The sequence below is a fragment of the Streptomyces sp. HUAS 31 genome (assembly GCF_028198125.1).
In the GTDB taxonomy this organism is placed as follows: Bacteria; Actinomycetota; Actinomycetes; order Streptomycetales; family Streptomycetaceae; genus Streptomyces; species Streptomyces chartreusis.
Map to the genome: position 1 here is coordinate 52,573 of NZ_CP116353.1, position 21,150 is coordinate 73,722.

The window sequence follows — 21,150 nt, forward strand, 5'->3', positions numbered from 1 at the left end:
GTTTCGCACTCGCCGAAGGAGTTGGCCCACTCGCGGTCAGCGGGTGGTCACCTCTACCACCCGGTACCGCGTCCGGCCGACCAACTCTGCGGCGAGATCGGCGGCTTGCCGTTGGCCGAAGCCTCCGTAGATCTCCAGGCTTCCGTCGGTGAGGGACTGATTCACCGAGGGTGCCGACACCACTTGGCCCCCGGCCGTGATTGCCAGCTGGTTCTGCGGTGGCACGAACGTGGCAAGCTGGGCTGTCAGTTGGGCGAATTTCTTGCCTCCGACGGAGCTTAGGGATACCTGGACGCTCCAGCCGCGGTCGGCGGCGTAAGAGGCTTCAGCCTTCGTCACGTCGTCGCCCGTGAGAGCCGCGGCGCCCAGCAGATACGTGATCGGGTCGCGGGCGTCGCACAGGACCACAGGCTCGGAGGGGACAGCCTCCTCGGTCGGGACGGCTGCCGAGGGGCACTCGGTTGCCATGAACCGCCCCTCCAGCGCCGCGACAGCGGGGTCGCCTCCGGCCGGTGGTGAGGCCGTGTTCTCGACCCCGAGTTGGGGCAGGGTGCTCGGCGTAGCGGTTCGCAGTTGGAGTACCGGCCGGAACTCCACGCCGGACTCCTCCTCGGCCAGCGCCACGAGGCGCTCGCGGTACCTGACAGGCGCGGTGACCGTGATCGTGTCGTCCGTGCCGGTGAACTCGGCTCCTTCGATGCCGGATTCGGCCGCGCGGTCGCGGAGTCGGGTCATGGCTTGGTCGGCATCGGCGGAACGTGCGTCGTCAGCGGGTGCGAAAGTCACCGTCACGGTGGTCGGGTTCGTGACCGGGTGCGGTGACGCGGGTGCGTTCGGTGCCCCGAGTAGTGCCGGCGCGCCAAGAATGAGCAGCCCGACCAAGAGGGCGACGGGCCAGTCGTACCTGTCCACTGCGCTGTCGTCCTGTCGCAGGTCCGCTCCGTCGATTCCGGTTCGGTGAAGTTCCCAGTCACCCGGCGTCGTTCCCAGCAGCCTGTCCGGATCCGGTTCGCCGCCCAACGGTTTGATGCACGTGTGGTCGGACCACTGCTCGCCACGTGGGCCGCACGCCAGTACCCAGCGGCCCACCGCGGATTCGTCGTCGAGCAGGGCCGCGGTGACGACATGGAGGGGAGTTGTCCGGTGGGCGGCCTCAGCCAGTCGCGCGCCGCGGCGCAGGGCGCGGGCGAGCGATGCGGTGATCAGGTGCGGCCGTTGTCCCGCTGGGGCGCTGAGCAGCACCCGGTCGCTTCTCCCCTCGGGAGGCATGTCGCGCATGTCCGTGGCCGGACTGCCGGGCAGTGGGTGCCAGGTTGCGGGGTCCGAGGTGAACGCGGCGATGGCGAAGTCCATGGTGCTGATCGGCCGTCCCTCGGGTGCCTGCGCCGCCGCGTCCAGCACGGCCCGGACGGATGAGGGAAGCGTCAGCGACAGCTGTCCCTGTGAGGTGACGTGTTCGAAGGACAGACCGCCTGCGTCCCAGAACACCGGGGTCGCGGGGCGGGAGCTCGAGCGGAGGGAAGGGGCGGCCGTGGACCAGGTGATGAGCCCTGTGGTCGTGGCGGCGTCGAGTTCGGAGAGGGGCATCTCCCGAACACGTTCGAGCGCCGCTGCACGGAGTACGGACAGGGGAGAGCGAATCTGTGGGACCGACGCGATGAGCCGGCGGACGTCCGCGCCGGCGGCCTCGTCCGGTACAGGTGCGGCGCCGCCGACCACGGTGTGCGCGCCGCCGAGGAAGCAGGCGAGCGGGAACCCGAACGGCTCCCTGCCCGTGTCGACGATCATCCCGTTGACCCAACAGGAACCCAGCACGACCGTCGACGGCCAGGGCAGCATCGCTGCGCTGGCTGCCGAGAGCGTCGACCCGTCGGCGAGCCAGAGCGACCGGTCCACGGCCGCGCCCGGGGAACCATGTGCCGAAATGATCGCCAGATCCGCCGCGGGTCGCATGTGCAGGGCGGCCTCAAGCTGAGCGCGATCAGCTGTGCGCCGCACGGTCGCCGACGTGGCGATGCGCTCCAGTGCCGCGGCCTCCGCCGCCGCGCTCTCGGGCGGGAGTCCGACGCCGATGTGGCTGACAACCGTCGGACCGCTCGCGGTCCGCGAGTCCGGATGCCTGGTGGTGGGCGGTCGGAGCATCGAGAGCGCCGGGGTGAGCGTGATCAGCGCGTATTCCAGCAGGGGGCGCCGATCGCGCACGGGGAGGGCGGCGAAGGGCAGCGCAGAGAGCGGTCCGTCGGGTACGACGACCACCTCACGAGCGGTTCCCCCGTTCTCGGGGCACAGCAGGTCCCACCACTCGGCAGGGACCAGCGCTTGACTCAGCCGCGTCCAGACCGGGTCGTCGAGCGGCGTGTAGTAGAGCATTGTCGTCTGCGCCTCGTCCGTCGCCGCCAGCGCGTCCAGGGCGCCCGCCGGGGTGAACGTGTCCGAGATGATCTCGCTCGCCTCGGCTTCCAACCGGGTCCGGTGGAGCCTGATTCCGTCCCCCGCAGAGACCATCGCACTCAGCACGGACCAGCCTCGCGCGTCACGTCGGCAGTGGTAGAGCAGAGCGACTCGCTCGCCGAGCCGGTCGAGAAGGTTCTGGACGTCAGTGGTGGCGGAGATCGCGGACTCGTCCTGGGCCGCGTCGGCATGGTCCGTGCCCGGGCTTTCGCCGCCCGTGGCCATGGCGGCGGGTTCCTGGGCCTCGCCCGCAGTGCCGTCGGCCATGTCCTTCCGTATTCCGGTCAACGGCGACGGTACGGTTCCGTCGCCCCGGCGGGCGGCGGCCAGGCGGTCGAGGAGGTGGCCGCGGGCACCGATCGCGCCGAGGTTTTGCTGGACGGCGGCGAACTCCTCGGCCGTAAGTGCCCGGGCTGTCGCCTCCAGCCGGACCAGACGCTGAAGTCGGGTGTCCTCCGCCGGATACCACGGGCTGTCGTCCGCGCCGATCAGTGCCTCGGTCAACGTGCGGTGCAGAGACTCCAACAGCCACAGGCCCAGTTCGGCGGCCTTGCCGGGGTGGGCGTGCGGTTCGCTCGACGCGAAGGCGAACACCCTTGCGTAGAGCTCCTGTTGTGCGGCCAGCCAGGCCGAGCGGTGTTCCTCACCGCGCAGGGCGCCACGGTCGGACTCCAGCATCTGCAGGCCCACCCGGATCATGTCGAGGGCCTGCTCCTCCTGATCCGGCTCGTCGTAGCCGGCCTCGACGGCGTTGAGGAAACCGAGCACGACGCACCGGGCCGCGCGGGTCCGCTCCACGGTTGCCTCGAACGCGCTCAACGCGTCGAGGTACGCGCCGGTCGCCGCGCCGTGGTTCCCCCTGGACTCATGGATCTCGGCGGCCAGTATCAGTGCCAGCCCTGTGGCCGTCCGACCCTGCTGGTAGGAGCGGAGCTGGGCGTCAGGGTCGCCGCCACGAGCGAGCGGCGCGACACGGTCCGGCAGTCGGCACACCCTGTACGCCAGCTCCAGCGCCCTGTCCGGGTCGCTCGCGGCGAGAGCGCGTGCCTCGACGACGAGATCCAGTAGGACCGCCCCGTACTCCTGTAGCCACACCAGCCCCGTGCGCCGCCCCGCTCCGTACGGAGCGACCGGGTCCGCACCCACTTCCAGGGCCACTTCGGCGATCAGCCCACGCAGCGCCGCCGGTACGCGTCCCGCGACGCAGGCCGCCTGCCGCAGCTCGGCCAATGACCGCTCCGACTCTCCCACCGCGCGCAGAAGCCCGGCCTCCGCCGCGAGCGCAGCGGGCTGTCGGGCGGTCTCTGGAGAGACAAGCATCGCGCGCAGCAGCCGTTCGGCCTGCGGCAGTTCGTTCTGAGCGATCATGTAGTCGATTCCGAGAGCCCAGCAGAACGCCTCCGAGACCGCGTCGCCCCGTTCTCTGAACACCGCCGCGGAGTCCTGCGCCTGGGTCTCGGCGAGGTTGGTCGAGAAGAGCGTGGACTGCGGGTAGGCGGTGATGACATTCCGCAGCGCGATGTAGGGGCGCAGCCCGAGCAGAGCACGGGACGAGGGACCGAAACCCGCGGCGGTTCTCCGGCGCCGCCAGGAATGGGTGCCTCGCCCTCGGGCTCGGCGCACGAGTATCGCAAGCAGGACGGCAACGGTGAGCGGACCGTAGCGCAGGACCGTTCCCCCGAGCCCGTCGTGGACCGCCCAGACACCGATGACCAAGGTCATCACACCGAGGAAGACCTTCTGGAGGACCAGCGGGAGCGGCGACTCCCCGTCCAGACGCGTCCCCAGCCGCAGCAGCGTCATCAGCACCAGGGCGGCGACGAGTACCGTTGCGCTTCCAGTCGGCAGCAGGTCCGTCAACCACCCGAGAGGGGCGTCCTGCCACCGCGCCCCGCCCGCCCCCAGGTCCTGAGTGACGGCGAGCCAGGCGAGGCCCGCCGCCACGAACACCGCGACCGGCATCGCGTCGGCCGCCGCGTACCGCAGCGTGAAGATCAGACGGTAGGTGATGGGTCTCGCGAACATGCCGCTCCCCGTTGAGGCATCCCTCTCTTCCCCCTCAACTCCGCAAATTCCACAGTGAATCGGGGCGAGAAGCCATATGGTGCAGGAGCGGGACGCGCCACGAGGGGGAAATGATGGAAGCCATACCGACCGAGCCACGTGGTACCGCACACCACAAGGCGGTGGACCTGGGCGCCGGGCAGTTGCTCCACTTCTTCGCCAACGACCCGGCCGACCTTCCGGGCGACGCGGTCACCCGCGAACTTCGCACCGCGGCGCGCATCGCCCGCACGCAAAACACCCGGGGCGTCCTCGACACCGGCCTCGAACAACTCGCCGCCGGCATCGTCGGCGGGGCCGGCTGGGCCGGTATGTCCGCCTCGCTCCGAGCCACGGCAGGCTACCTCCGGCGCCCCCGGCCGCCGGAGCCCGCCACGCTCCACCAAGTCGTCGCCCGCCTACGGGAGACCTGCCAGCTCGTCCTCGGCGCCGCACCCGCCACACTCGACGACGCGGACCTGCGCCGTCAGGACGACGGCACGTGGACAGTCCGCTTCACGCACCCCACGGGCACCTATGAAGCACATGTGGGCCAAGACGGCGGGATCGTGCACTGGGTGCGCCTGCCCCACCCCGACTCATCGGCATGATCTCCCGCGGCGACCGCGTTTTTTTGCTCGTCGTGACCCCGTGACCTTTCGTCTGGATCACCGGGCTGACCAGAGGAGGAGCATGCCTGCGACGTGGAGTCCGGGCAGGTAGATGGTCGCGTCCTCCCGTAGCGGGTGGCGATGCCGCGCTACCGCGGCATTCGACACGTCACGGGCGGCTTCAGCCCCATCTTCACCAGCAGCTCACGCCGGTGCAGGTCGAAGGCTGCTCGGTAGGTACAGGCGAGGCCAGAAGAAGACCGCGTCGACGCCGTAGCGCTCTTCATCACGCGAGAGAGGCCTCTGCCGCGCACACGACGTTGCCCAGCCGGGTGGGCAACGTCCTCGCCGGATCGGTCGGGAACTCGTAGAACCTGCCTTTGTCACAGTGACAGAACCCCGCAAGCGCGTGCGCCAGCGGAAGTGAACGGATGCGCCAAGCGCGGGGGCGGCGTCCGACGGACATGCGAGGTGGGCGAGACTTGCCCGGTGGCACGTACAGACGAGACCCGTCAGGCCGATCCGCACGCGCCGGCATCCGGCACGGCACCGAACCCCCGACCGGCGGCCGGGCAGGCTGCCGGGCCCGGCGCCCGTATGCCGCGCTGGCTGCCGCGGTCCATGGTGCTCGCGCTGCTGCTGGTCGGAGTGTTCCAGCTGGGCAGCTGGGCCTTCCATCAGCTCCTCGGGCTGCTGATCAACATCCTCATAGCGTTCTTCCTGGCCCTCGCGATCGAGCCCGCGGTGAGCCGGATGGCCGCGCGCGGCGTGCGCAGAGGACTTGCCGCCTTCCTGGTCTTCCTCGGCCTCGTGGTCGCGACCTCCGGTTTCGTCACGCTGCTCGGCTCCGTGCTCGCCGAGCAGGTCATCAAGATCGTCGAGGATTTCCCGGCGTACCTCGATTCCGTCATCAACTGGGTCAACGCGCACTTCAACACCGAGCTGAAGCGGGTGGACGTCCAGGAGGGCCTGCTGCGCTCCGCGTGGCTGCGCGAGTACGTCGAGAACAGCGCGACCGGCGTCCTGGACGTGTCTGCCCAGGTCCTCGGCGGCCTCTTCCAGCTGCTGACGATCACACTGTTCTCGTTCTACTTCGCGGCGGACGGCCCCCGACTGCGCCGCGCGATCTGCTCCGTACTGCCCCCCGCCAAACAGGCCGAGGTACTGCGGGCGTGGGAGATCGCCGTCGCGAAGACGGGCGGCTACATCCACTCGCGCGGCCTGATGGCCCTCGTCTCCGGCGTCGCGCACTACATCATGCTCGAAGCGCTGGGCGTTCCCTATGCGCCCGTGCTGGCCATGTGGGTCGGGCTGGTGTCGCAGTTCATCCCCACCATCGGCACGTATCTAGCGGGCGCCCTGCCCATGCTGATCGCGTTCACGGTCGACCCCTGGTACGCGCTGTGGGTGCTGATCTTCGTGATCGTCTACCAGCAGTTCGAGAACTACCTGCTGCAGCCGAAGCTGACCGCCAGGACCGTCGACATCCACCCGGCGGTCGCGTTCGGCTCGGTCATCGCCGGCACCGCGCTCCTCGGCGCGGTCGGTGCCCTGATCGCCATCCCCGCGGTCGCCACGTTGCAGGCGTTCCTCGGGGCGTATGTGAAGCGGTACGAGGTCACGGACGACCCCCGCGTAGAGGGCCACCGAACCAGGGGCCGCCCAGGCGGCAGCCTCGTCGGACGGCTTCGGAGGCTGCCGGGTCAGAAGGCGGCCGGGGAACCAGCGATGGCGAACGCGACGGACAGCCCGTCCTAGGCGCCGCACCACTCTGCCTCCTCGGCACGTGAGATCGCTCTGCCTCCTCGACACGTGAGGTCGCTCTGCTTCCTCGGCCGTGAGACCGCTCGGAACCCCGCATGCGGATCGCGGAAGTGCCGAGCGGTCCCCCTCGCCGACCGCAGGGAGAGGCACTCGGTGCTACGGCGTCGCCGGCCCTGCGGGCTGCCACCAGGCGGCGGAGGCGTCGCGCAGGGTGTTGGTGCCGCAGTGCACCTCGCCCATGCCGAGGTGGTACGTGTACCAGTCGTCGATGTACGACACCTTCATGCCCGCCTTCACATAGGCGGCCGTGACGGCCTGGGTGAAGATGTCCTTGCCGCCGATGACGGGACCCCACTGGCGGGGAGCGAGGTAGCGGTCACGGCTGAGGAGGATGCCGTTGACCGCTCCGGGCACGTACGCACTCGTCGCGATGGTCGCCCGTGCAGCCGCGGCGGAGTCGTTGCCGCCCCTGGACAGCCACCGCTGCTGGCCGTGCTCCTTCACCTCGTCCGGCAGGGGAGCGTTCCCGCCCATGCGCGTCAGTCGCGGCACGCGGACGTCGTCGCCGCCCTCCGTACGGGCCATCGAGCCGCGGGTGTAGAGGGCCGGCACGCGCACGATCTCGTCGTCGGTCACGCCGGTCTCACGCTTGAGGATCTCCAGATTGGCCGCGATCCGCTGAGCCGCCATGTTGTTGTCGGACACCAGGTGTCGCGAGGCGAGTGCCTGGTCGATGGTCTCCGGAAGCGGCGGGGAGCCCCCGAGGCCCGGGACGGAGAACATCTTGGTGCTGCCGTGGCCCGCGCGCTTGGCGTCGCGCAGCAACTGCAGCCCGGCCTCGGGGTCGGCAACGCCGATCCGCCAGCCGCGCGGGGTGTCGGCGGGCAGGAACTGCACGAACTCGTCGACGTGCCCGACCTCCAGCCAGGAGGTGTCAAGCAGCAGCGGGTCCTGGAATCCCTGGGATTTCAGCAGGGTGCGCATCGTCGCCGAGGGCCGCTCGCCGCTGTCCTTGCGCCACCCCATGATGATCCGTCCGGCCGGGAACGAGCGGCCGTTGTGGGCGTACGGCGGGATGGTCTCCAGGTTCCCCATGGAGTTGAGCGACCAGTCCGCCGGTGCCGACGCATCGAAGGCCTGCACGACCCCGATGTCCCGTCCGCGGACCTTCTCGAACAGCTCCCGGCCGGCCTCACGGTCCGGTTGCGCGGAGCGCAGCATCACACGCATCACGTGCCGGCGCCCGTTGTCCCCGGTCATGCTCACGTACGCCGGCTCGACGAAGTCCTGCGCCCAGGGGTCCTGGTACTTGTCGAACGTGACCAGCGGCTTGGTGATGCCGGCCTTCTCCGCTTCCTTCTTCAGGTCGGTGACGAACTTGCCCTGGAGCCCGCTCCAGTCCGCGTCACGGTTCAGCTTGGTGACCATCATCTGCTGGGTCTTCTGCAGGTGGTGGTGGGTGAGGAGCGGAGCGACGCGCAGGGTGACGGAGTCAGAGGTGCTCTGGCCGCCGGCCGTCACGGTGAGACGGATGACCGTCCTGCCGTCCCACTTCCGCGTGTCCCGGATGATGTCGGTGGCCTCGACCCCGAACTCCACGCCGGAACGCAACTCGGCCGCCGACAGGCTGGTCTGCGGCGTGATCATGACCCAGTTGCCCGCACGCTTGAGGTAGACGCGGGTCTGCTTCGCGCCGGTGGTGACCTTGACGCCGCCCTTGGCGCCGGACGGCAGGCCCCGCATCGGTACCGAGCGGATACGGGCGAGGTCGGCGGCGTCGGCCGTGCCGTTCACCTTGGTGTCGGAGGCGTCGTTGCACGCGGCCAGCTTGGCGTCGGACAGCGGCCTGCCGCCGGGTCCGGTGACCGGGCAGCGCTTGGTGTCGTCGTCGATGTTGGGCAGGTAGACCGCTCCCCTGCCCGAGGACCAGGTGTCCTCTCCCGTCGTGTCGGTGCCGCCGCCGACATCGACCTGCCCGTCACGGTTCACGTCGGCACGGAGGTCGGCCCGTGCGGCCGGCTCGGCGGCCGAGGCGGGTGAGAGCGGCACGGCCAGCGCCGTTCCGACCGCGGCGAGCGCGACGACCATGGGCCCGGCAGGGTTCGTACGTATACGTCTGCGTGAACGCACAGCGCGTTCCTCCTCAGTTGGGGGGGTGCACCGTGCAAGAGGTGAAACGAGTGGCTGTGCGTTCACTGTGCTGACGGAAAGTCATACCGAGGTCTGACGGAGCCCCGCCGATCGGCGGGGGTGGGACAGCACAGGGCGCCGGGAGTCCGACAACTGCTCCCGCGCCCGCGCAACCCGCTGCGGAATCTCAACGTCCAACTTCACGAAAGACAGCTGTCGATCACCCGGGAGAGCACGTGGCGAAGAAGGACCGGACGACGGACGCGGCGAAGGACAAGGACCGCGAGAAGTGGATGGCGCGTTTCCAGGTACGGCTGGTCACGCAGCCGGGTGTGGACCGGGCGATCGTGCTCCAGGCGGTCAAGGAGGTCACGACGCACTGCGAGGAGACCGGAGAGGACCCGCGGACCGCTTTCGGCGACCCGGACGCCCACGCCGTGCAGGTCGCCGCGCGGCTGGTACCGGAGGACCGGGCGGCGCGCGGGAGGCAGAACAACGCCCTCGTGGACGCGCTCGACTCCGTACGTGACGCGGTGGGCAAGATCGGCGGCATGTGACCGGTCGAATCGATCACGCGCGGTCACGGCCCCGAACGGACACCGAGGTGCGGTCGCCGCCGGCCGGTGCTGCAATTGAGGTGATGGCCGCCCGGTGCTGCCGATGAGGCGCGGGGCGTCACTGGGGGCTGCCGCGAGCACCAGAGGTGACACCGTGAGCGACGAACTCGAAGACGTTGGCCCGATCGACTACCTGGTCGTCGAGTTTCCCGGCAACCGGATGACGGGCGAGGGCCTGCCCCTCCTGGTCGACCTCGTGGACCGCGGCATCATCCGGATCCTGGACCTGATGTTCGTCCGGAAGGACGACGACGGATCCGTGACCGGCATGGAGATCGCCGACCTCACGGGCGACGGCGAACTCGACCTGTCCGTCTTCGAGGGAGCATCGTCCGGCCTACTGGGCCAGGACGACCTGGAGGAGGCGGCCACCGCGCTGGAGCCGGGCAGCTCCGCGGGCATCCTGGTCTACGAGAACCGGTGGGCCGCACCCTTCGCCGCGGCCCTGCGCCGTGGCGGTGCCAGGCTGGTCGCGTCCGGGCGGATTCCGGTGGACGCGTTCGTCGCGGCCCTCGATGCGACGGAGGACGCTCGTTGAAGGAGGCCGGTCACCGTACGAGGCCGCTCGCTGAACGACGACCGGTCGTTGCTGATGTCGATCGCGGCTGACGCAGAGAAGGGAAACGGTCATGCCAGGTCTCCTCCGCGGGGTCGCTCGCACCGCTGTCGTCGCCGGAACGGCGACCGCCGTGTCCAACCGGGTCTCCCGCCGGCAGCAGGGCCGCTGGGCGGCGCAGGAGCAGAACGCTTACGCGGCAGCCCCCGCTCCCCAGCCGGCGCCCAGCGCCGAGCTGCCGCCACCCGACATGACCACCAAGATCGAACAGCTGAAGCAGCTGGGCGACCTCAAGGAGCAAGGCGTGCTCACCGAGGCCGAGTTCGAGGAGCAGAAGCGCAGGCTCCTGGCGTCGTGACCTGCCGTCGCCGCCGTGAATTGGACGGCCTGCTGTTCGGCGAGGACCCGCTGCTGGGAGCATCACGTCCCCACCCCGGGGAGCCGTGATGGCCCTTCGTGAAGGTGATGGCGATGCCGGCATGGCGTTTGCGGGACTTCCACGACGATGACCTGGACCACGCCATCCAGATCTGGGACCAGAACCAGCAGGCGGACGAGGCAACTGGCGCCTTTCCTCTGTCGGAAGTCGTGACCTCAGCCAGGTCCGCTGGCCCAGCGGTGGTGGCTGTGGTCGGCAACGAGCTCGTTGGCATCGCCGTGTCGCAGGCTCATGGCGAGAGAGGCTGGATCGTCCTGGTGGCCCTGGCCGGAGCCTGGCGCAGGCGCGGCGTCGGGAGCGCCTTGATCGCCGAGCTCGAACGGCGCCTGCGGGCACAGGGGGTCCGCCGGATCGGCGCGCTCTTGGCACCAGGGGTGACCGGAACCACTGCCTTGGAGAACTCCGGCTACCGCTCCCGGGCCGGGCTCGTCTTCTACGAGAAGGTCGAGCAGTCCGGCGCGAGCGACGCAGGCCTCCTTGCGGAACTCGGGGGGAGGATGCTTCCCGGAGATCTGTGGGAGAGCCTCGCGGGGATGGAAGGGGTGAAGGAAGCCATCGAGCGGCGGATCGTCCTGCCGCTCGCCAGGCCCGTGCTGGCCGAGCAGTACGGAGTGAGGCCGCCCAAGGCCGTCATCCTCTTCGGGCCGCCCGGCACCGGCAAGACCAGCTTCGCCCGAGCGGTCGCCTCACGCCTGCAGTGGCCCTTCGTCGAACTCTTCCCCTCCCGGCTTGCATCGTCCCGAGAGGGAGGGCTGGCGGCTTCCCTGCGGGAGACGTTCACCGAGTTGATCGAACTGGAGACGGTGGTGCTCTTCATCGACGAGGTGGAGGAGATCGCCGCCGCCCGCTCCGGTACGGCCGTCGACGCCAGTCACGGCGTCACCAACGAACTCCTCAAGCTGATCCCCAGCTTCCGCGACCACGACGACCGCCTCTTGATCTGCGCCACGAACTCCGTCCGCCGCCTCGATCCGGCCTTCCTTCGGCCCGGACGCTTCGACTACGTCATCCCCGTCGGCCCGCCGGATCCGGAGGCCCGATCGGCCGTTTGGCGCCGCTACCTGGGGCCCGCGGCCGTCCACGTCGATCTCGACCGTCTGGTGGAGGCGAGCGCGATGTTCACGCCGGCCGATATCGAGTTCGCCGCTCGTAAGGGCGCACAAACCGCTTTCGAGCGTGAAGTAACTCAGGGGGAGGGCGCACCCGCAGGCACGGGGGACTATCTGCAGGCCATAGAGCAGACTCGGCCCACTCTCACCGACCAGGCGCTGAGGGACTTCGCCGAGGACACCGAGGAGTACGTGCGCATGTGACATCGCGGCGCACCAGACGACCTGACGGGACTCGTCACCGGGACGTGGCCCCGTTGCCGGTGCCGTCGCCCCGGTGCGGGGACTGTCAGTCGGTGTAGACCTCGGCGCGGTCCACGCTCACGAACGCTGCCCCGGCGGAGGAGTTGCGTTCCCCGGTGACGCGGACTTGTAGCGTGTGTGTGCCGTACGGCAGGCGTGGGCTGAGGTACTGGAGCGTCTCACCGGTGCGGATCGCTCCGTAGAAGTCGACTCGTTGTTCGGCGCCTCCGTCGATGCGGATGCCCGCGATGCCGTTGCCCGTGTCCTTCACGGACAGCAGCGCGATTCTGGTGCCGGTGAAGCTGAACGTCGCGGTGTTGCCGGCCAGGTCGCTCCAGTGGTCGTCGCTCCAGAAGCACTGCGCCGCGCAGCCGGTGCCCGAATTCCAGGCACCCTGGTAAGTCACCGTGCCGCTGCCGCTGGAGCGGCCGCCGTCGTTGATCCAGTAGTTGCCCGACCCGGGGTCACCGGAGGGCAGGTCCTGTGTCGCGCCCAGTGCGAGCGGAGTACCGAGGTCGGGGCTGCCGTCGGCACGCCAGCCGATCTTCTGGGCACGGGTCGTGCGGTTGCTGTAGGTGAAGACCGACGTGGTCTTGGCGTGGTAGATGATCCAGTCCTCGGTTCCGTCGGGGGAACGGAAGAAGGCGTGGTGGCCGGGACCGAACACGCCCCTGGCGTCGTTGCGCGAGAAGACGGGCCCGCTGTGCTGGGTCCAGTTGCCGGGCAGCAGCGGGTCGGCGCCATTGGGCAGGGACATCATCCAGACCTGGTAGTCGGGCTTGCCGGTGTCGCACGCCGAGTACGTCATCCAGGTGCGGCCGTTGCGGTACAGGAACTCGGGGCCTTCACGGACCTCGGGGCAACCCCCGGCACCGTCAAGGGCGATGGCGTTGCCGGAGACGGTGTACGGGTTCGACATGGGCGCGATGTTCAGGCCGTTGTGCTGATAGGCGTTGATGCCGCTGTAGGCGAGGTACAGCTTGCCGTTGTGCTGGAGGATCCCGGGGTCGATGGCGAAGTCGTCGGTGTGGTTGGGCGGGGTGAGCTTCGCCTTGAAGTGGTACGGCCCTGTCGGATCGTCGCCCTGCGATTCGAGGACGTACAGCCGGTGGTGGTCGTCCACTCCGTCGTCGGCCGTGTAGTACATGTACCAGCGGTTGTTGAAGCGGTAGAACTCGGCTGCCCAGATGTGCTGGTTGCGTGAGGCGTCGGTGTCTCTCCAGACCGTGATCGGGTCGGCCTTGAGCAAGGTGCTCAGTGAGGAGGAGCGCCACATCTTGATGCTGTCGCCCTGCGTGGTGGTGAGGTGGTACGCCCCGTTCGCGTAAGTCATGAACGGGTCGGGTCCGGTGTTGAGCGGATTGCGGAAGGTACCTGCCGCCGCGGCTGCCACCGGTGCGGCGTCCGCCACCCGCTGGGTGGCGGTGGCGGCGCTGGTGGCCTGCGGTACCCAGACCAGGCTGACGAGCAGGGCGAACAGGGCGGTCACCAAGGTGGTGACGGAACGAGCGCGCATCGGCGACTCCCCACATCTCTCGAAGTGCCATGGACTGCGGACGGCTTGGACCGCGGACAGCGCTGCATGAGCTGGCGGCGGTCTATGGCACCACGGTCGTTACATCGATGTAAAGAGTGGCGTGTAGAGACGTGACCGCCGAAAGTCGCTCACCCTCAACTACTGGCGCTAAGTTGCTCCTTGACCCCAAATCGGGCTGATCCGGAGGACATCGCGTGACCGAGATTCCCGCCGCCTCGACCGAGGCGCGTAAGCGAATCAAGACCGACCAGCCGCACACGGCCCGAATCTGGAACTACTGGCTGGGAGGCAAGGACAACTACGAGGTCGACCAGGCCGCCGGCGACCAGATCCGTACGTTGCATCCGGGCATCGGCGACTACGCCCTCGCCGACCGGCAGTTCCTCGGGCGTGCCGTGCAGTACCTCGCCGGCGAGCGCGGGATACGGCAGTTCCTCGACATCGGCACGGGCCTGCCGACGGCCGACAACACCCACGAGGTCGCCCAGCGCATCGCGCCGGAGTCCCGCATCGTCTACGTCGACAACGACCCCATCGTGCTGGCCCACGCGGAAGCCCTGCTGACCAGCACGCCCGAGGGCCGCACCGACTATCTCGACGAGGATCTGCGCAACGTCGACACCATCCTGGAGCAGGCCGCACGCACCCTGGACTTCAGCCGGCCCGTGGCACTGATGCTGCTCGGCGTCGTCATCTTCATCGAGGACGACGACGAGGCGTCCGGCATCGTGCGCCGCCTGATGGACCGCCTGCCCTCGGGCAGCCACCTCGCCCTCTCACACACCATCACGCGTCCGGACATGCCGGACGTCGACGCGGCGGTGGCGTTCTGGAACGAGCACGGCACACCCAAGCTGACCCAACGCACACCGGAACACATCGCCGGATTCTTCGAAGGCCTCGAACTCCTCGAACCGGGCGTCGTGTCCTGCAACCGCTGGCGATCGGACGACAGCGAGACGGATCTGCCGGCCGAGGTGGCCATGTTCGGCGGCGTGGGGCTCAAGGCCTGATGGTCGTAGGGGCCTCGGTCACGGAATTGCCGTGACCGAGGCCCCTGAGTCAGGCACCGCAGAAGCTACCGGCCGGCGCTAGTTCCGGTACCTGAACACGATCCGGCCGCGCGTCAGGTCGTACGGCGGGAGTTCCACCAGTACGCGGTCCTCCAGCACGATCTTGATGTAGTTCTTGCGGATCTTGCCGCTGATGTGCGCGAGCACCTGGTGGCCGTTGTCGAGTTCCACGGTGAACATGGCGCTGCGCAGGCACTCGACGACCTTGCCCTCGACCTCGATGACGTTCTTGTGCTTCGTCATCGCACCAGCTCCAGGTTGCTGCTCATCGGCCGGGCACCGATGCCCTCGAACAGCGCCGTGGCTGGTCGGTTGGACTCGTGGACTTCCGTCCACGCCTCTGCGTGCCCGGAGTTGTGGAGCGTCCCCAGCGCGTGGGCCAGCAGTGAACGGGCGATGCCGCGGCGCTGCTCCCCGGCCCGGACCGCGACGAGCCCGATGCGCGGCCGGTTCACGGTCACCACCCGGATCAGGCCCAGGTAGCGGTCCGGCGTCGCGGCCACCGCGTATTTCGACGGGTCGACGATGGTGTCGCCTTCGGGGCGGGGAATCACCTCGGCGGGCATCGACCGCCAGCCGACGGTCGCTTCGACTTCGTCACGGATCGCGCGGTCCACCGCCCGCAGCAGACCCTCGTCCGCCTGACCGGCGGGCACGATCGTGACGCCCGAGGGCGGCAGGACTTCGCCGAGCCCGTTGACCCGCGGGTCGGTCGGTACGGCGTACTCCCACTCGCGGCGCCGGATCTTGAACCCGGCCCGCCGCCAGCCTGCTGTCAGCTCGACGTCGGCTTCGTCGACCACCGTGTACAGCGGCGCCGGCAGTGCCGCCAACATCGCCTCGGCGAGCCGGTCGAAGGCGGCGTCGTGCCAGGCGTCGATGCTGACGAACAAGCGTCCGTCGGGCCGGTGCTTCGCATACCCGCGGCCGACCACCAGGTCGTCTTCCAGGGCATGCCATTGCCTGTCCGCGACGCGCGTGATCACCACCGCGTTCTCGCTCAGGCCAGATGCGTAGGGCTTTGTATCCATCGGAATCTCCTCCAGGAGTGCCTCAATCTCAGGCGCTCCTGGCGACACCGAACGTCAGCCGCCGGACCGTGACGGGATGAGGGAGCACCCACGGGTAACTGTGTTCACGGGGCTCACCTCCATACGACGACTTCACGGTCCACCGCGAAAGTAACAACGGGGCGCGCCCCGCTCAAATCCTTTTCCATGAGCTCGTAACGCAACCAGCGACCACGTCCCGGGCTTCAGCGCTCACCCGGCGGACAGAACGAAACGCTCTACCTCCCTCGCCCGGTCGTCCATCTGCTCCGCGATCGACTCCGCGACTTCTTCCACGAGGCGAGTGATCTCGGTCGGCTCCAGGCTGGCCGTCTCCAGCGCCCGCTGGAGTCGCCACCGTGCGGCGTATTCGACTCCCGCGGCGCTGCCGACGACCACTGCACCGGCGGCGGCCACCGCTCCGGCCGCGACCAGGAGCGGGCCGGCGCCCCCCTTCCGGAACGCCTGTACCGCACCGTTCATGAGAACGCGCCCGGCCACGGTCGCGCCTCCGGCGGTCGTCAGGATCCCCTGTGCCACGCCCGCCGTCCGCAGGACACCACGGATGCGTGCCGTCATCTTCACGCTGACGATGTTCGGCACAGTCAGGTCGAGTCGGAACCGGTCGTCCCGGATTCCGTAGGCACGGCAGATGTCCAGGACGAGCGGCGCCAACGAGGCCTCCAGTCGCGCTTGCAACCGCTGGAACGCCGCGTCGAGGTCGGCCACTTCACGAATCTGCTCGTCCAGCGGTGTGGACGACTGGGCACCGCCGTTCCCCGCTTCCAGCTCGACGCGCTGCCGCAGCAGGCTGATCATTTCGTCGAACGATTCGAGGAGCGCGGCGCGGATTTCGTTGTTGAAGTCGGTCTGGTCCTTGAGGGCTCGGATGTCGCGCCGAAAGCGTTCCACGCCGACCCGGTGCCGGCCGGCGCTCGCCAGGCCTCGGGCCACGGTGAACGAGGGGTTCGGGTCGTTCCGTACCTCCGCGTCCGGGAAGGACTCGGCGCAGGCTTCCCGGACGACCGGCATACGTGAGCCGCCGCCGGTCACGATGATCAACTGGGGCCGGGACGAGCCGAGTTCTCGCTTCGCCTGCGCCAATACGGCGCGGAAGTCGTCCGCCCAGCCTCCGGGGGTGGCAACCAGCCGGGGAATCTCCACTCCGCGCAGTCGGCCGCCGCCCTTGTGGACGATCGGCGCGAAACGGGTGGCACACCCTTGCGGCATGCTGCGGAAGTTGTCACGGTCCCCGTTGCCGGATGAGAACTGCGCCTCCTTTGCGCGGCGGCACACGAGCCGGAGCATCTGTGCTCCGCCGGGCATCGCCAGGGCGTCGGTGAACTCCTTGTCCTCGGCGAGTTCCGTACGCAGTAGGGCAGCGAGTGCGTCATCGATCCGTCGGCAGCCGAGTGAGGCTCCCACGGGCAGATTGCGCGGTTCGAGATCGTCGACGAATGTGAAGTCGGTCGTCGAGGATCCGACGTCGACGATGAGCACTTCCCGCAGCGCGTCGCGATCGACACCATTGCCGCGGTCCTGCGTGTGACGGTCCCGGACGTGGACGAGCGCCGACTGCGACTCAGGCATGAGTCGCACGGGAACGTCGAGAGGTCCGAACTGCTTCGCATACGCCTCGACGGCGTCCATGGGCCATCCGGCGGGATGCCCCACGTACACGGCGCAGTCCTGCCGGACATCCGGATGGCGGCGGAAGAACTCGCGGAGCAGCGCCTGGGAGAACGGCACCTGGCGTGGCATGACTTGGTGTTCGGAGTCGAAGGCGGTCTTGAAGTTCACGCCGAACTGGAGGCAGTCCTTGGACATCACGGCCTCTTCGCCGATCAGCAGCCGGGTGGCGTCGCCCTCGTCGTCGTTCTTCCCGTACTCCCAGGCGATCGCCGTGATGATGCTCCTCTCGTTCGTGTCCCGTTCGAAGACCTTCGGCTCGTCCCGCATGGTGGCCGGGTCCGTCGACACCCAGCACAAGGCGCTCTCGCCGTCCCCGATGTCGAGTCCGATGACGTGGCGGGGACCGGTGGCCTGGAAGGGGTCCCGCTCCGAAGCGGCGTTGTTCATGACTGCTCCTCAGGAGCCGAGGGCAGACCGCCCGTCACGGTGAGGATCTCTGTGAGCAGCCTGATCTCCTGCTCGTTGGGCGGTGGCGGGAAGTCGAACCCCGCGCGGTGCGGGGAGACGTCAGCGAGGAGTCGTCGTACGCCCGGATTCTCCTGGGCCACCGTTTCGTCCCGGCCGCCGAGTTGTGTCTTTCGGGCCTCGGCCTCGTCGAAGCGGAACCAGATGGCCGGATCTTCCTGGAGGACGAGGAAGAAGGACGGGTACAGCATCCGTAATGCCAGCAGCACACCGGCGTGCAGCAACCGCCTTACGGACGGCGGCTGTTGCAGCTCCAGGGTCGCGGCGGTGAGGTTGAGCCCGTTGATGAATCTGCGCACCCGACGGGGATTGGCGCCGAAGGCGGACTGGATCAGTTCCCAGAGTTCTCCCGAGCCGGCCAGTTCCGGTGGCCGGATCTTCGTCTGCAATTGCCGATAGAGCGCCTCGAACGGCACTCCGGGCAGGTGGTAGGGAAAGTGGATCAGCTTCTCCAGGTACTGCTGGCCGCGGACGAGGTCCGGTTCGTCGCCGCCCGCCTTCCGCCCGGCCGCCTCGGTGATCACCTGTTGGTCCATCGCCAGCACGAAGACGCAGGACGCCTCTCCGAGGAACAGTTTCAGGGAGTCCAGTACGGTGATTGCCGCGTCCTGGGTACAGCGGTCGAGGTCGTCGACGAAGAGGACGAGGCGGCCGCCGTTGGTGTATCGGTGGACGACATCCCTGAAATCCTCCTCGAAGTGATTGACATGGCGGTATGCCGCGGCGTCCGAGGCGGTGATCGTGTCATGGAAACGATCGACGTCCTCGGCCGCGAGAAAGCCGCCGGTCAGTGGACCGGCGGCCCGGCGGGCGAGGAGCCAGGCAGCCGCCTGGCTCAACTGCCGTACGGTGGCCAGTGTCTGGGTCAACCGCTCACGCTTCGATTCGCCGGCCTCGCTCCGACGCCTCTCCAGATCGATGGCCATTTCGGTGAGCACGGTCTGAATGAGCGCGTGCCAGATCTCGTCCTTCTGGTCGTACTTCCAAGGGTTGAACCAGATGGCGGGAATCTCGCGCTGCCGCAGCAGGTCGCGGCAGATGTTCATGAAACTCGACTTGCCCATGCCCCACGGGCCGAAAATGCCCACGGTGAGCGGAAGGTCATCCGTGCCTTCCAGCGCGTCACACAGAACACGGGCATGTGCCAGAAATCCGAACGCATCGCCGGATGCGTCGGAGATCGCATTGTCCGAGAGCAGCCCGATCTTCTCCATCGCCCCATCCCCCTCATCGCACCAACTGAGGCGCCGCTCCATCATGGTCAAACGGGGGCGACGCGGGAGAGTTCCGATGAAAACACGCTCCGCGTGCCGTCGTACGTGGTAACACGACGCCCAATCGTGGTCGGACACGAAGGCGGCCGCGTTCGGCAGCTCAGGCTTGGTTGAGCACGTTAACCACAACCCCATTACGGCTTGGGAGCGATTCGTCACGGCCTGGGTGTGCACTGGAACCGGGCAAGTAGGGACTTCCCGGGCTGCTCAAGCATGCGGGTTGGTCTCGGCCGTAATCAGATCTGCGAGTCGCTGTGCGGTGTTGAAGTGCGGAGTGAGGCGGGTCTTGGTCATGGCGAAGGAGGTGCCGGTGGTGGTGTCGGCATACACGTAGCTGCCGCCACCGCCGATCCAGCCGAACGTCGTAGGTGTTTCGTCGGGACGCGTGCCGATGCGTCCGAGGGGATAGCCGAGGGCCAGCCGCACCGGGTTGCCGAAGACCTGGTCGGTGCCCTCGAAGGCCACCGCTGTCAACTCGTCGAGCTGGTGTGAATCGATGAGGCGACCGTCGAGGATCGCGGCATTCATGGCAGCGATTCCCCTCGCGGTGAAAGTGCCGACCGACGGGATGTCCGCCAGCAGGATCTCCTCGCTGTTGCCCATGGCCGCGGTCGGCTGCATTTCCCAGGGCGCGAGAACGGCATCGCTGTCCGGTGGGGCGACCGGGGGCGGTACGGCGTCTTCGAGTCGCGCCAGGCGGGTCAGGTCGGCTCGGGGCACACCGAAGTACAGGTCACCGTCGAGGCCCAAGGGCACCGCGACCCATTCGTGCAGGAGCTGCCGCATCGGTTTGCCGGTGGCCCTGCGCGCGACCTCGCCGACCAGGAAGCCGTAGGTGAATGAGTGGTATCCCGTCTCGGTCCCGGGGCGCCACCGCGGTTCGGCGTCGGCGATCGCGCCGCAGACCCGTGCCCAGTCCGTCAGGTCGGCAGGGCCGATGCCACCAGGCATCGCCGGCACTCCGACCGAGTGGGTCAGCACGTGCCGAAGGGTCGCCGTCGCCTTGCCGTGGGCACCGAACTCCGGCCATACGTCGGCCACCGGTGTGTCGTATCCGACCACACCGTCCCTGACCAGCAGGTGAGCGATCAGCGACGTCATGACCTTGCCGGCAGAGAAACTGAAGAAAGGCGTCTCCGGCGCCGCCTCGCGCCCGGTCCGGCTGTCGGCGACCCCGGCGACGGCGTCGACAACACGAGCACCCTGGTGGAATACGGCAATCTGCAAGCCGGTCTCGACCCCGCTGTCCACGAGTTCATCGAGGACCCCTTGGACCTTCTGGTGCAGTGAGGGCTTCATCGTCACCGGCCCGGCCACGCGTAGCAGGTCTGGCTGGGCGTCGGCAGTTCGCCGAAGGCGACTCCGCCGGTCGGCGCGACTCGATACAGCCTGAAGCGCATGCCGCCCAGGCTCGGGGACGCCGGCAATGGCGTCACGTGCCGTCGAACGCCGGGCCGCACCCTGGCGACAGCCGTCATCAGGACTCCGCCCCGAGCCCGCCCAACAGCGTCCCCACCACGAGGTCGGCAGCCTGTGGAGGCTTCATGTCGTGGAACTTGTGGGCGACGGTGTCGACGAGCTGGTCCAGGACCGCTCGCGCCCAGGCCGGGTCGGCATCTCCCCCCAGGCAGCCCTCGTCGATCGCCCGGCGGATGAACGCATCCAGCCGGGCGCTCTGCTCCTCGCGCCGGACGCGGGCCTCCGGGTCCTGCTGCATCATCCGGCGCGTGTCCACCGGCCACTCGCGGCTGACGGGGACGATCGCCTCCACGTAGCGGTGCAGGGCCACCGGCACCGGCGCCTCCGTGAGGCGCGCCTCGTCCAGGACGCGTTCAGCGGAGTCGAGCTTTGCCTGGAAGACCGCGCTGAGCAGTGCTTCACGGCTCGCGAACCGGCGGTGGACCGTGGTGCGGTCCACGCCCGCGGCGGAGGCGATCGCCGCCATGGATGTGCTCGGGTCCTCCGCCAGAAGGCGGGCTCCGGCCCTGAGTACGGCGTTCAGATTGCGCGCGGCGTCAGCTCTCATCATCGACTGATTCTACGGGATCGTGGATGTTCAGCCACCTAACATCCTATGCCGGGATGCAACACACCCAG

At 68.7% G+C, this 21,150-nt stretch carries 16 protein-coding genes; 7 read left to right on the forward strand and 9 right to left on the reverse strand.

Features of this window, described 5'->3' with window-relative positions; genetic code table 11:
- Positions 1–36 precede the first annotated feature (36 nt).
- Positions 37–4,476: a SecDF P1 head subdomain-containing protein gene (locus tag PGH47_RS00235; protein WP_271661626.1), complete on the reverse strand. Its 4,440-nt coding sequence runs from the start codon at positions 4,474–4,476 to the stop codon at positions 37–39.
- Between the two features lie 113 nt (positions 4,477–4,589).
- Here PGH47_RS00235 and PGH47_RS00240 point away from each other — a divergent pair, with 113 nt between their 5' ends.
- Positions 4,590–5,105 (forward strand): hypothetical protein, encoded by a 516-nt coding sequence (locus PGH47_RS00240; protein ID WP_271661627.1) that lies wholly within the window; start codon positions 4,590–4,592, stop codon positions 5,103–5,105.
- Between the two features lie 489 nt (positions 5,106–5,594).
- On the forward strand, positions 5,595–6,863 hold the full coding sequence (locus PGH47_RS00245) for an AI-2E family transporter (RefSeq protein ID WP_271661628.1): 1,269 nt from the start codon (positions 5,595–5,597) through the stop codon (positions 6,861–6,863).
- 162 nt (positions 6,864–7,025) lie between these two features.
- On the opposite strand, the gene PGH47_RS00250 is transcribed toward PGH47_RS00245, so the two are convergent.
- Positions 7,026–8,957, reverse strand: a complete 1,932-nt coding sequence (locus PGH47_RS00250; RefSeq protein WP_271661629.1) for a protein-arginine deiminase domain-containing protein — start codon at positions 8,955–8,957, stop codon at positions 7,026–7,028.
- A 278-nt stretch (positions 8,958–9,235) separates the two neighbouring features.
- Between PGH47_RS00250 and PGH47_RS00255 the strand changes: the two genes are divergently transcribed.
- The 4 genes from PGH47_RS00255 to PGH47_RS00270 all read left to right on the forward strand — a co-directional run bounded on the left by PGH47_RS00255 (position 9,236) and on the right by PGH47_RS00270 (position 11,924).
- Positions 9,236–9,556, forward strand: a complete 321-nt coding sequence (locus tag PGH47_RS00255; protein ID WP_271661630.1) for a hypothetical protein — start codon at positions 9,236–9,238, stop codon at positions 9,554–9,556.
- 154 nt (positions 9,557–9,710) lie between these two features.
- On the forward strand, positions 9,711–10,154 hold the full coding sequence (locus tag PGH47_RS00260) for a DUF6325 family protein (RefSeq protein ID WP_185843903.1): 444 nt from the start codon (positions 9,711–9,713) through the stop codon (positions 10,152–10,154).
- A 91-nt stretch (positions 10,155–10,245) separates the two neighbouring features.
- Positions 10,246–10,530: an SHOCT domain-containing protein gene (locus PGH47_RS00265; protein ID WP_271661631.1), complete on the forward strand. Its 285-nt coding sequence runs from the start codon at positions 10,246–10,248 to the stop codon at positions 10,528–10,530.
- Positions 10,531–10,637: 107 nt separating this feature from the next.
- Positions 10,638–11,924 carry an ATP-binding protein gene (locus PGH47_RS00270; protein ID WP_271667928.1) on the forward strand — a complete coding sequence of 429 codons (1,287 nt, stop codon included), beginning with the start codon at positions 10,638–10,640 and terminating at the stop codon, positions 11,922–11,924.
- An 85-nt stretch (positions 11,925–12,009) separates the two neighbouring features.
- Here the strand turns inward: PGH47_RS00270 and PGH47_RS00275 are convergent, their stop codons facing one another.
- Positions 12,010–13,479, reverse strand: a complete 1,470-nt coding sequence (locus PGH47_RS00275) for a glycoside hydrolase family 43 protein (protein WP_271661632.1) — start codon at positions 13,477–13,479, stop codon at positions 12,010–12,012.
- 215 nt (positions 13,480–13,694) lie between these two features.
- On the opposite strand from PGH47_RS00275, the gene PGH47_RS00280 reads away from it, so the two are divergent.
- On the forward strand, positions 13,695–14,513 hold the full coding sequence (locus tag PGH47_RS00280; RefSeq protein WP_271661633.1) for an SAM-dependent methyltransferase: 819 nt from the start codon (positions 13,695–13,697) through the stop codon (positions 14,511–14,513).
- A gap of 78 nt (positions 14,514–14,591) precedes the next feature.
- Here PGH47_RS00280 and infA read toward each other — a convergent pair whose 3' ends face one another.
- From infA to PGH47_RS00310, 6 genes are all read right to left on the reverse strand, one after another.
- Positions 14,592–14,816 carry a translation initiation factor IF-1 gene (gene infA, locus PGH47_RS00285; protein WP_030967176.1) on the reverse strand — a complete coding sequence of 75 codons (225 nt, stop codon included), beginning with the start codon at positions 14,814–14,816 and terminating at the stop codon, positions 14,592–14,594.
- A complete protein-coding gene (locus PGH47_RS00290) occupies positions 14,813–15,604 on the reverse strand; it encodes a GNAT family N-acetyltransferase (RefSeq protein WP_271661634.1) in 792 nt (263 codons plus the stop codon). Before PGH47_RS00290 ends, infA begins: the two co-directional genes overlap by 4 nt.
- Before the next feature lie 231 nt (positions 15,605–15,835).
- Positions 15,836–17,701: an Hsp70 family protein gene (locus PGH47_RS00295; protein ID WP_271661635.1), complete on the reverse strand. Its 1,866-nt coding sequence runs from the start codon at positions 17,699–17,701 to the stop codon at positions 15,836–15,838.
- Positions 17,698–18,993 (reverse strand): KAP family P-loop NTPase fold protein, encoded by a 1,296-nt coding sequence (locus PGH47_RS00300; RefSeq protein ID WP_271661636.1) that lies wholly within the window; start codon positions 18,991–18,993, stop codon positions 17,698–17,700. Before PGH47_RS00300 ends, PGH47_RS00295 begins: the two co-directional genes overlap by 4 nt.
- 267 nt (positions 18,994–19,260) lie before the next feature.
- Positions 19,261–20,358 (reverse strand): serine hydrolase domain-containing protein, encoded by a 1,098-nt coding sequence (locus tag PGH47_RS00305; RefSeq protein WP_435887811.1) that lies wholly within the window; start codon positions 20,356–20,358, stop codon positions 19,261–19,263.
- A 172-nt stretch (positions 20,359–20,530) separates the two neighbouring features.
- Entirely contained in the window at positions 20,531–21,082 is a 552-nt protein-coding gene (locus tag PGH47_RS00310; protein ID WP_333937945.1) for a TetR/AcrR family transcriptional regulator, read from the reverse strand.
- Between the last annotated feature and the right edge of the window lie 68 nt (positions 21,083–21,150).

What these genes read in the sequence shown, in the direction of transcription:
- PGH47_RS00235 (WP_271661626.1), bottom strand. Translation starts at nt 4,476, where the DNA reads ATGTTCGCGAGACCCATCACCTACCGTCTGATCTTCACGCTGCGGTAC.
- PGH47_RS00240 (WP_271661627.1), top strand. Translation starts at nt 4,590, where the DNA reads ATGGAAGCCATACCGACCGAGCCACGTGGTACCGCACACCACAAGGCG.
- PGH47_RS00250 (WP_271661629.1), bottom strand. Translation starts at nt 8,957, where the DNA reads ATGGTCGTCGCGCTCGCCGCGGTCGGAACGGCGCTGGCCGTGCCGCTC.
- PGH47_RS00265 (WP_271661631.1), top strand. Translation starts at nt 10,246, where the DNA reads ATGCCAGGTCTCCTCCGCGGGGTCGCTCGCACCGCTGTCGTCGCCGGA.
- PGH47_RS00270 (WP_271667928.1), top strand. Translation starts at nt 10,638, where the DNA reads ATGGCGATGCCGGCATGGCGTTTGCGGGACTTCCACGACGATGACCTG.
- PGH47_RS00275 (WP_271661632.1), bottom strand. Translation starts at nt 13,479, where the DNA reads ATGCGCGCTCGTTCCGTCACCACCTTGGTGACCGCCCTGTTCGCCCTG.
- infA (WP_030967176.1), bottom strand. Translation starts at nt 14,816, where the DNA reads ATGACGAAGCACAAGAACGTCATCGAGGTCGAGGGCAAGGTCGTCGAG.
- PGH47_RS00290 (WP_271661634.1), bottom strand. Translation starts at nt 15,604, where the DNA reads ATGGATACAAAGCCCTACGCATCTGGCCTGAGCGAGAACGCGGTGGTG.
- PGH47_RS00295 (WP_271661635.1), bottom strand. Translation starts at nt 17,701, where the DNA reads ATGAACAACGCCGCTTCGGAGCGGGACCCCTTCCAGGCCACCGGTCCC.
- PGH47_RS00300 (WP_271661636.1), bottom strand. Translation starts at nt 18,993, where the DNA reads ATGGAGAAGATCGGGCTGCTCTCGGACAATGCGATCTCCGACGCATCC.
- PGH47_RS00310 (WP_333937945.1), bottom strand. Translation starts at nt 21,082, where the DNA reads ATGATGAGAGCTGACGCCGCGCGCAATCTGAACGCCGTACTCAGGGCC.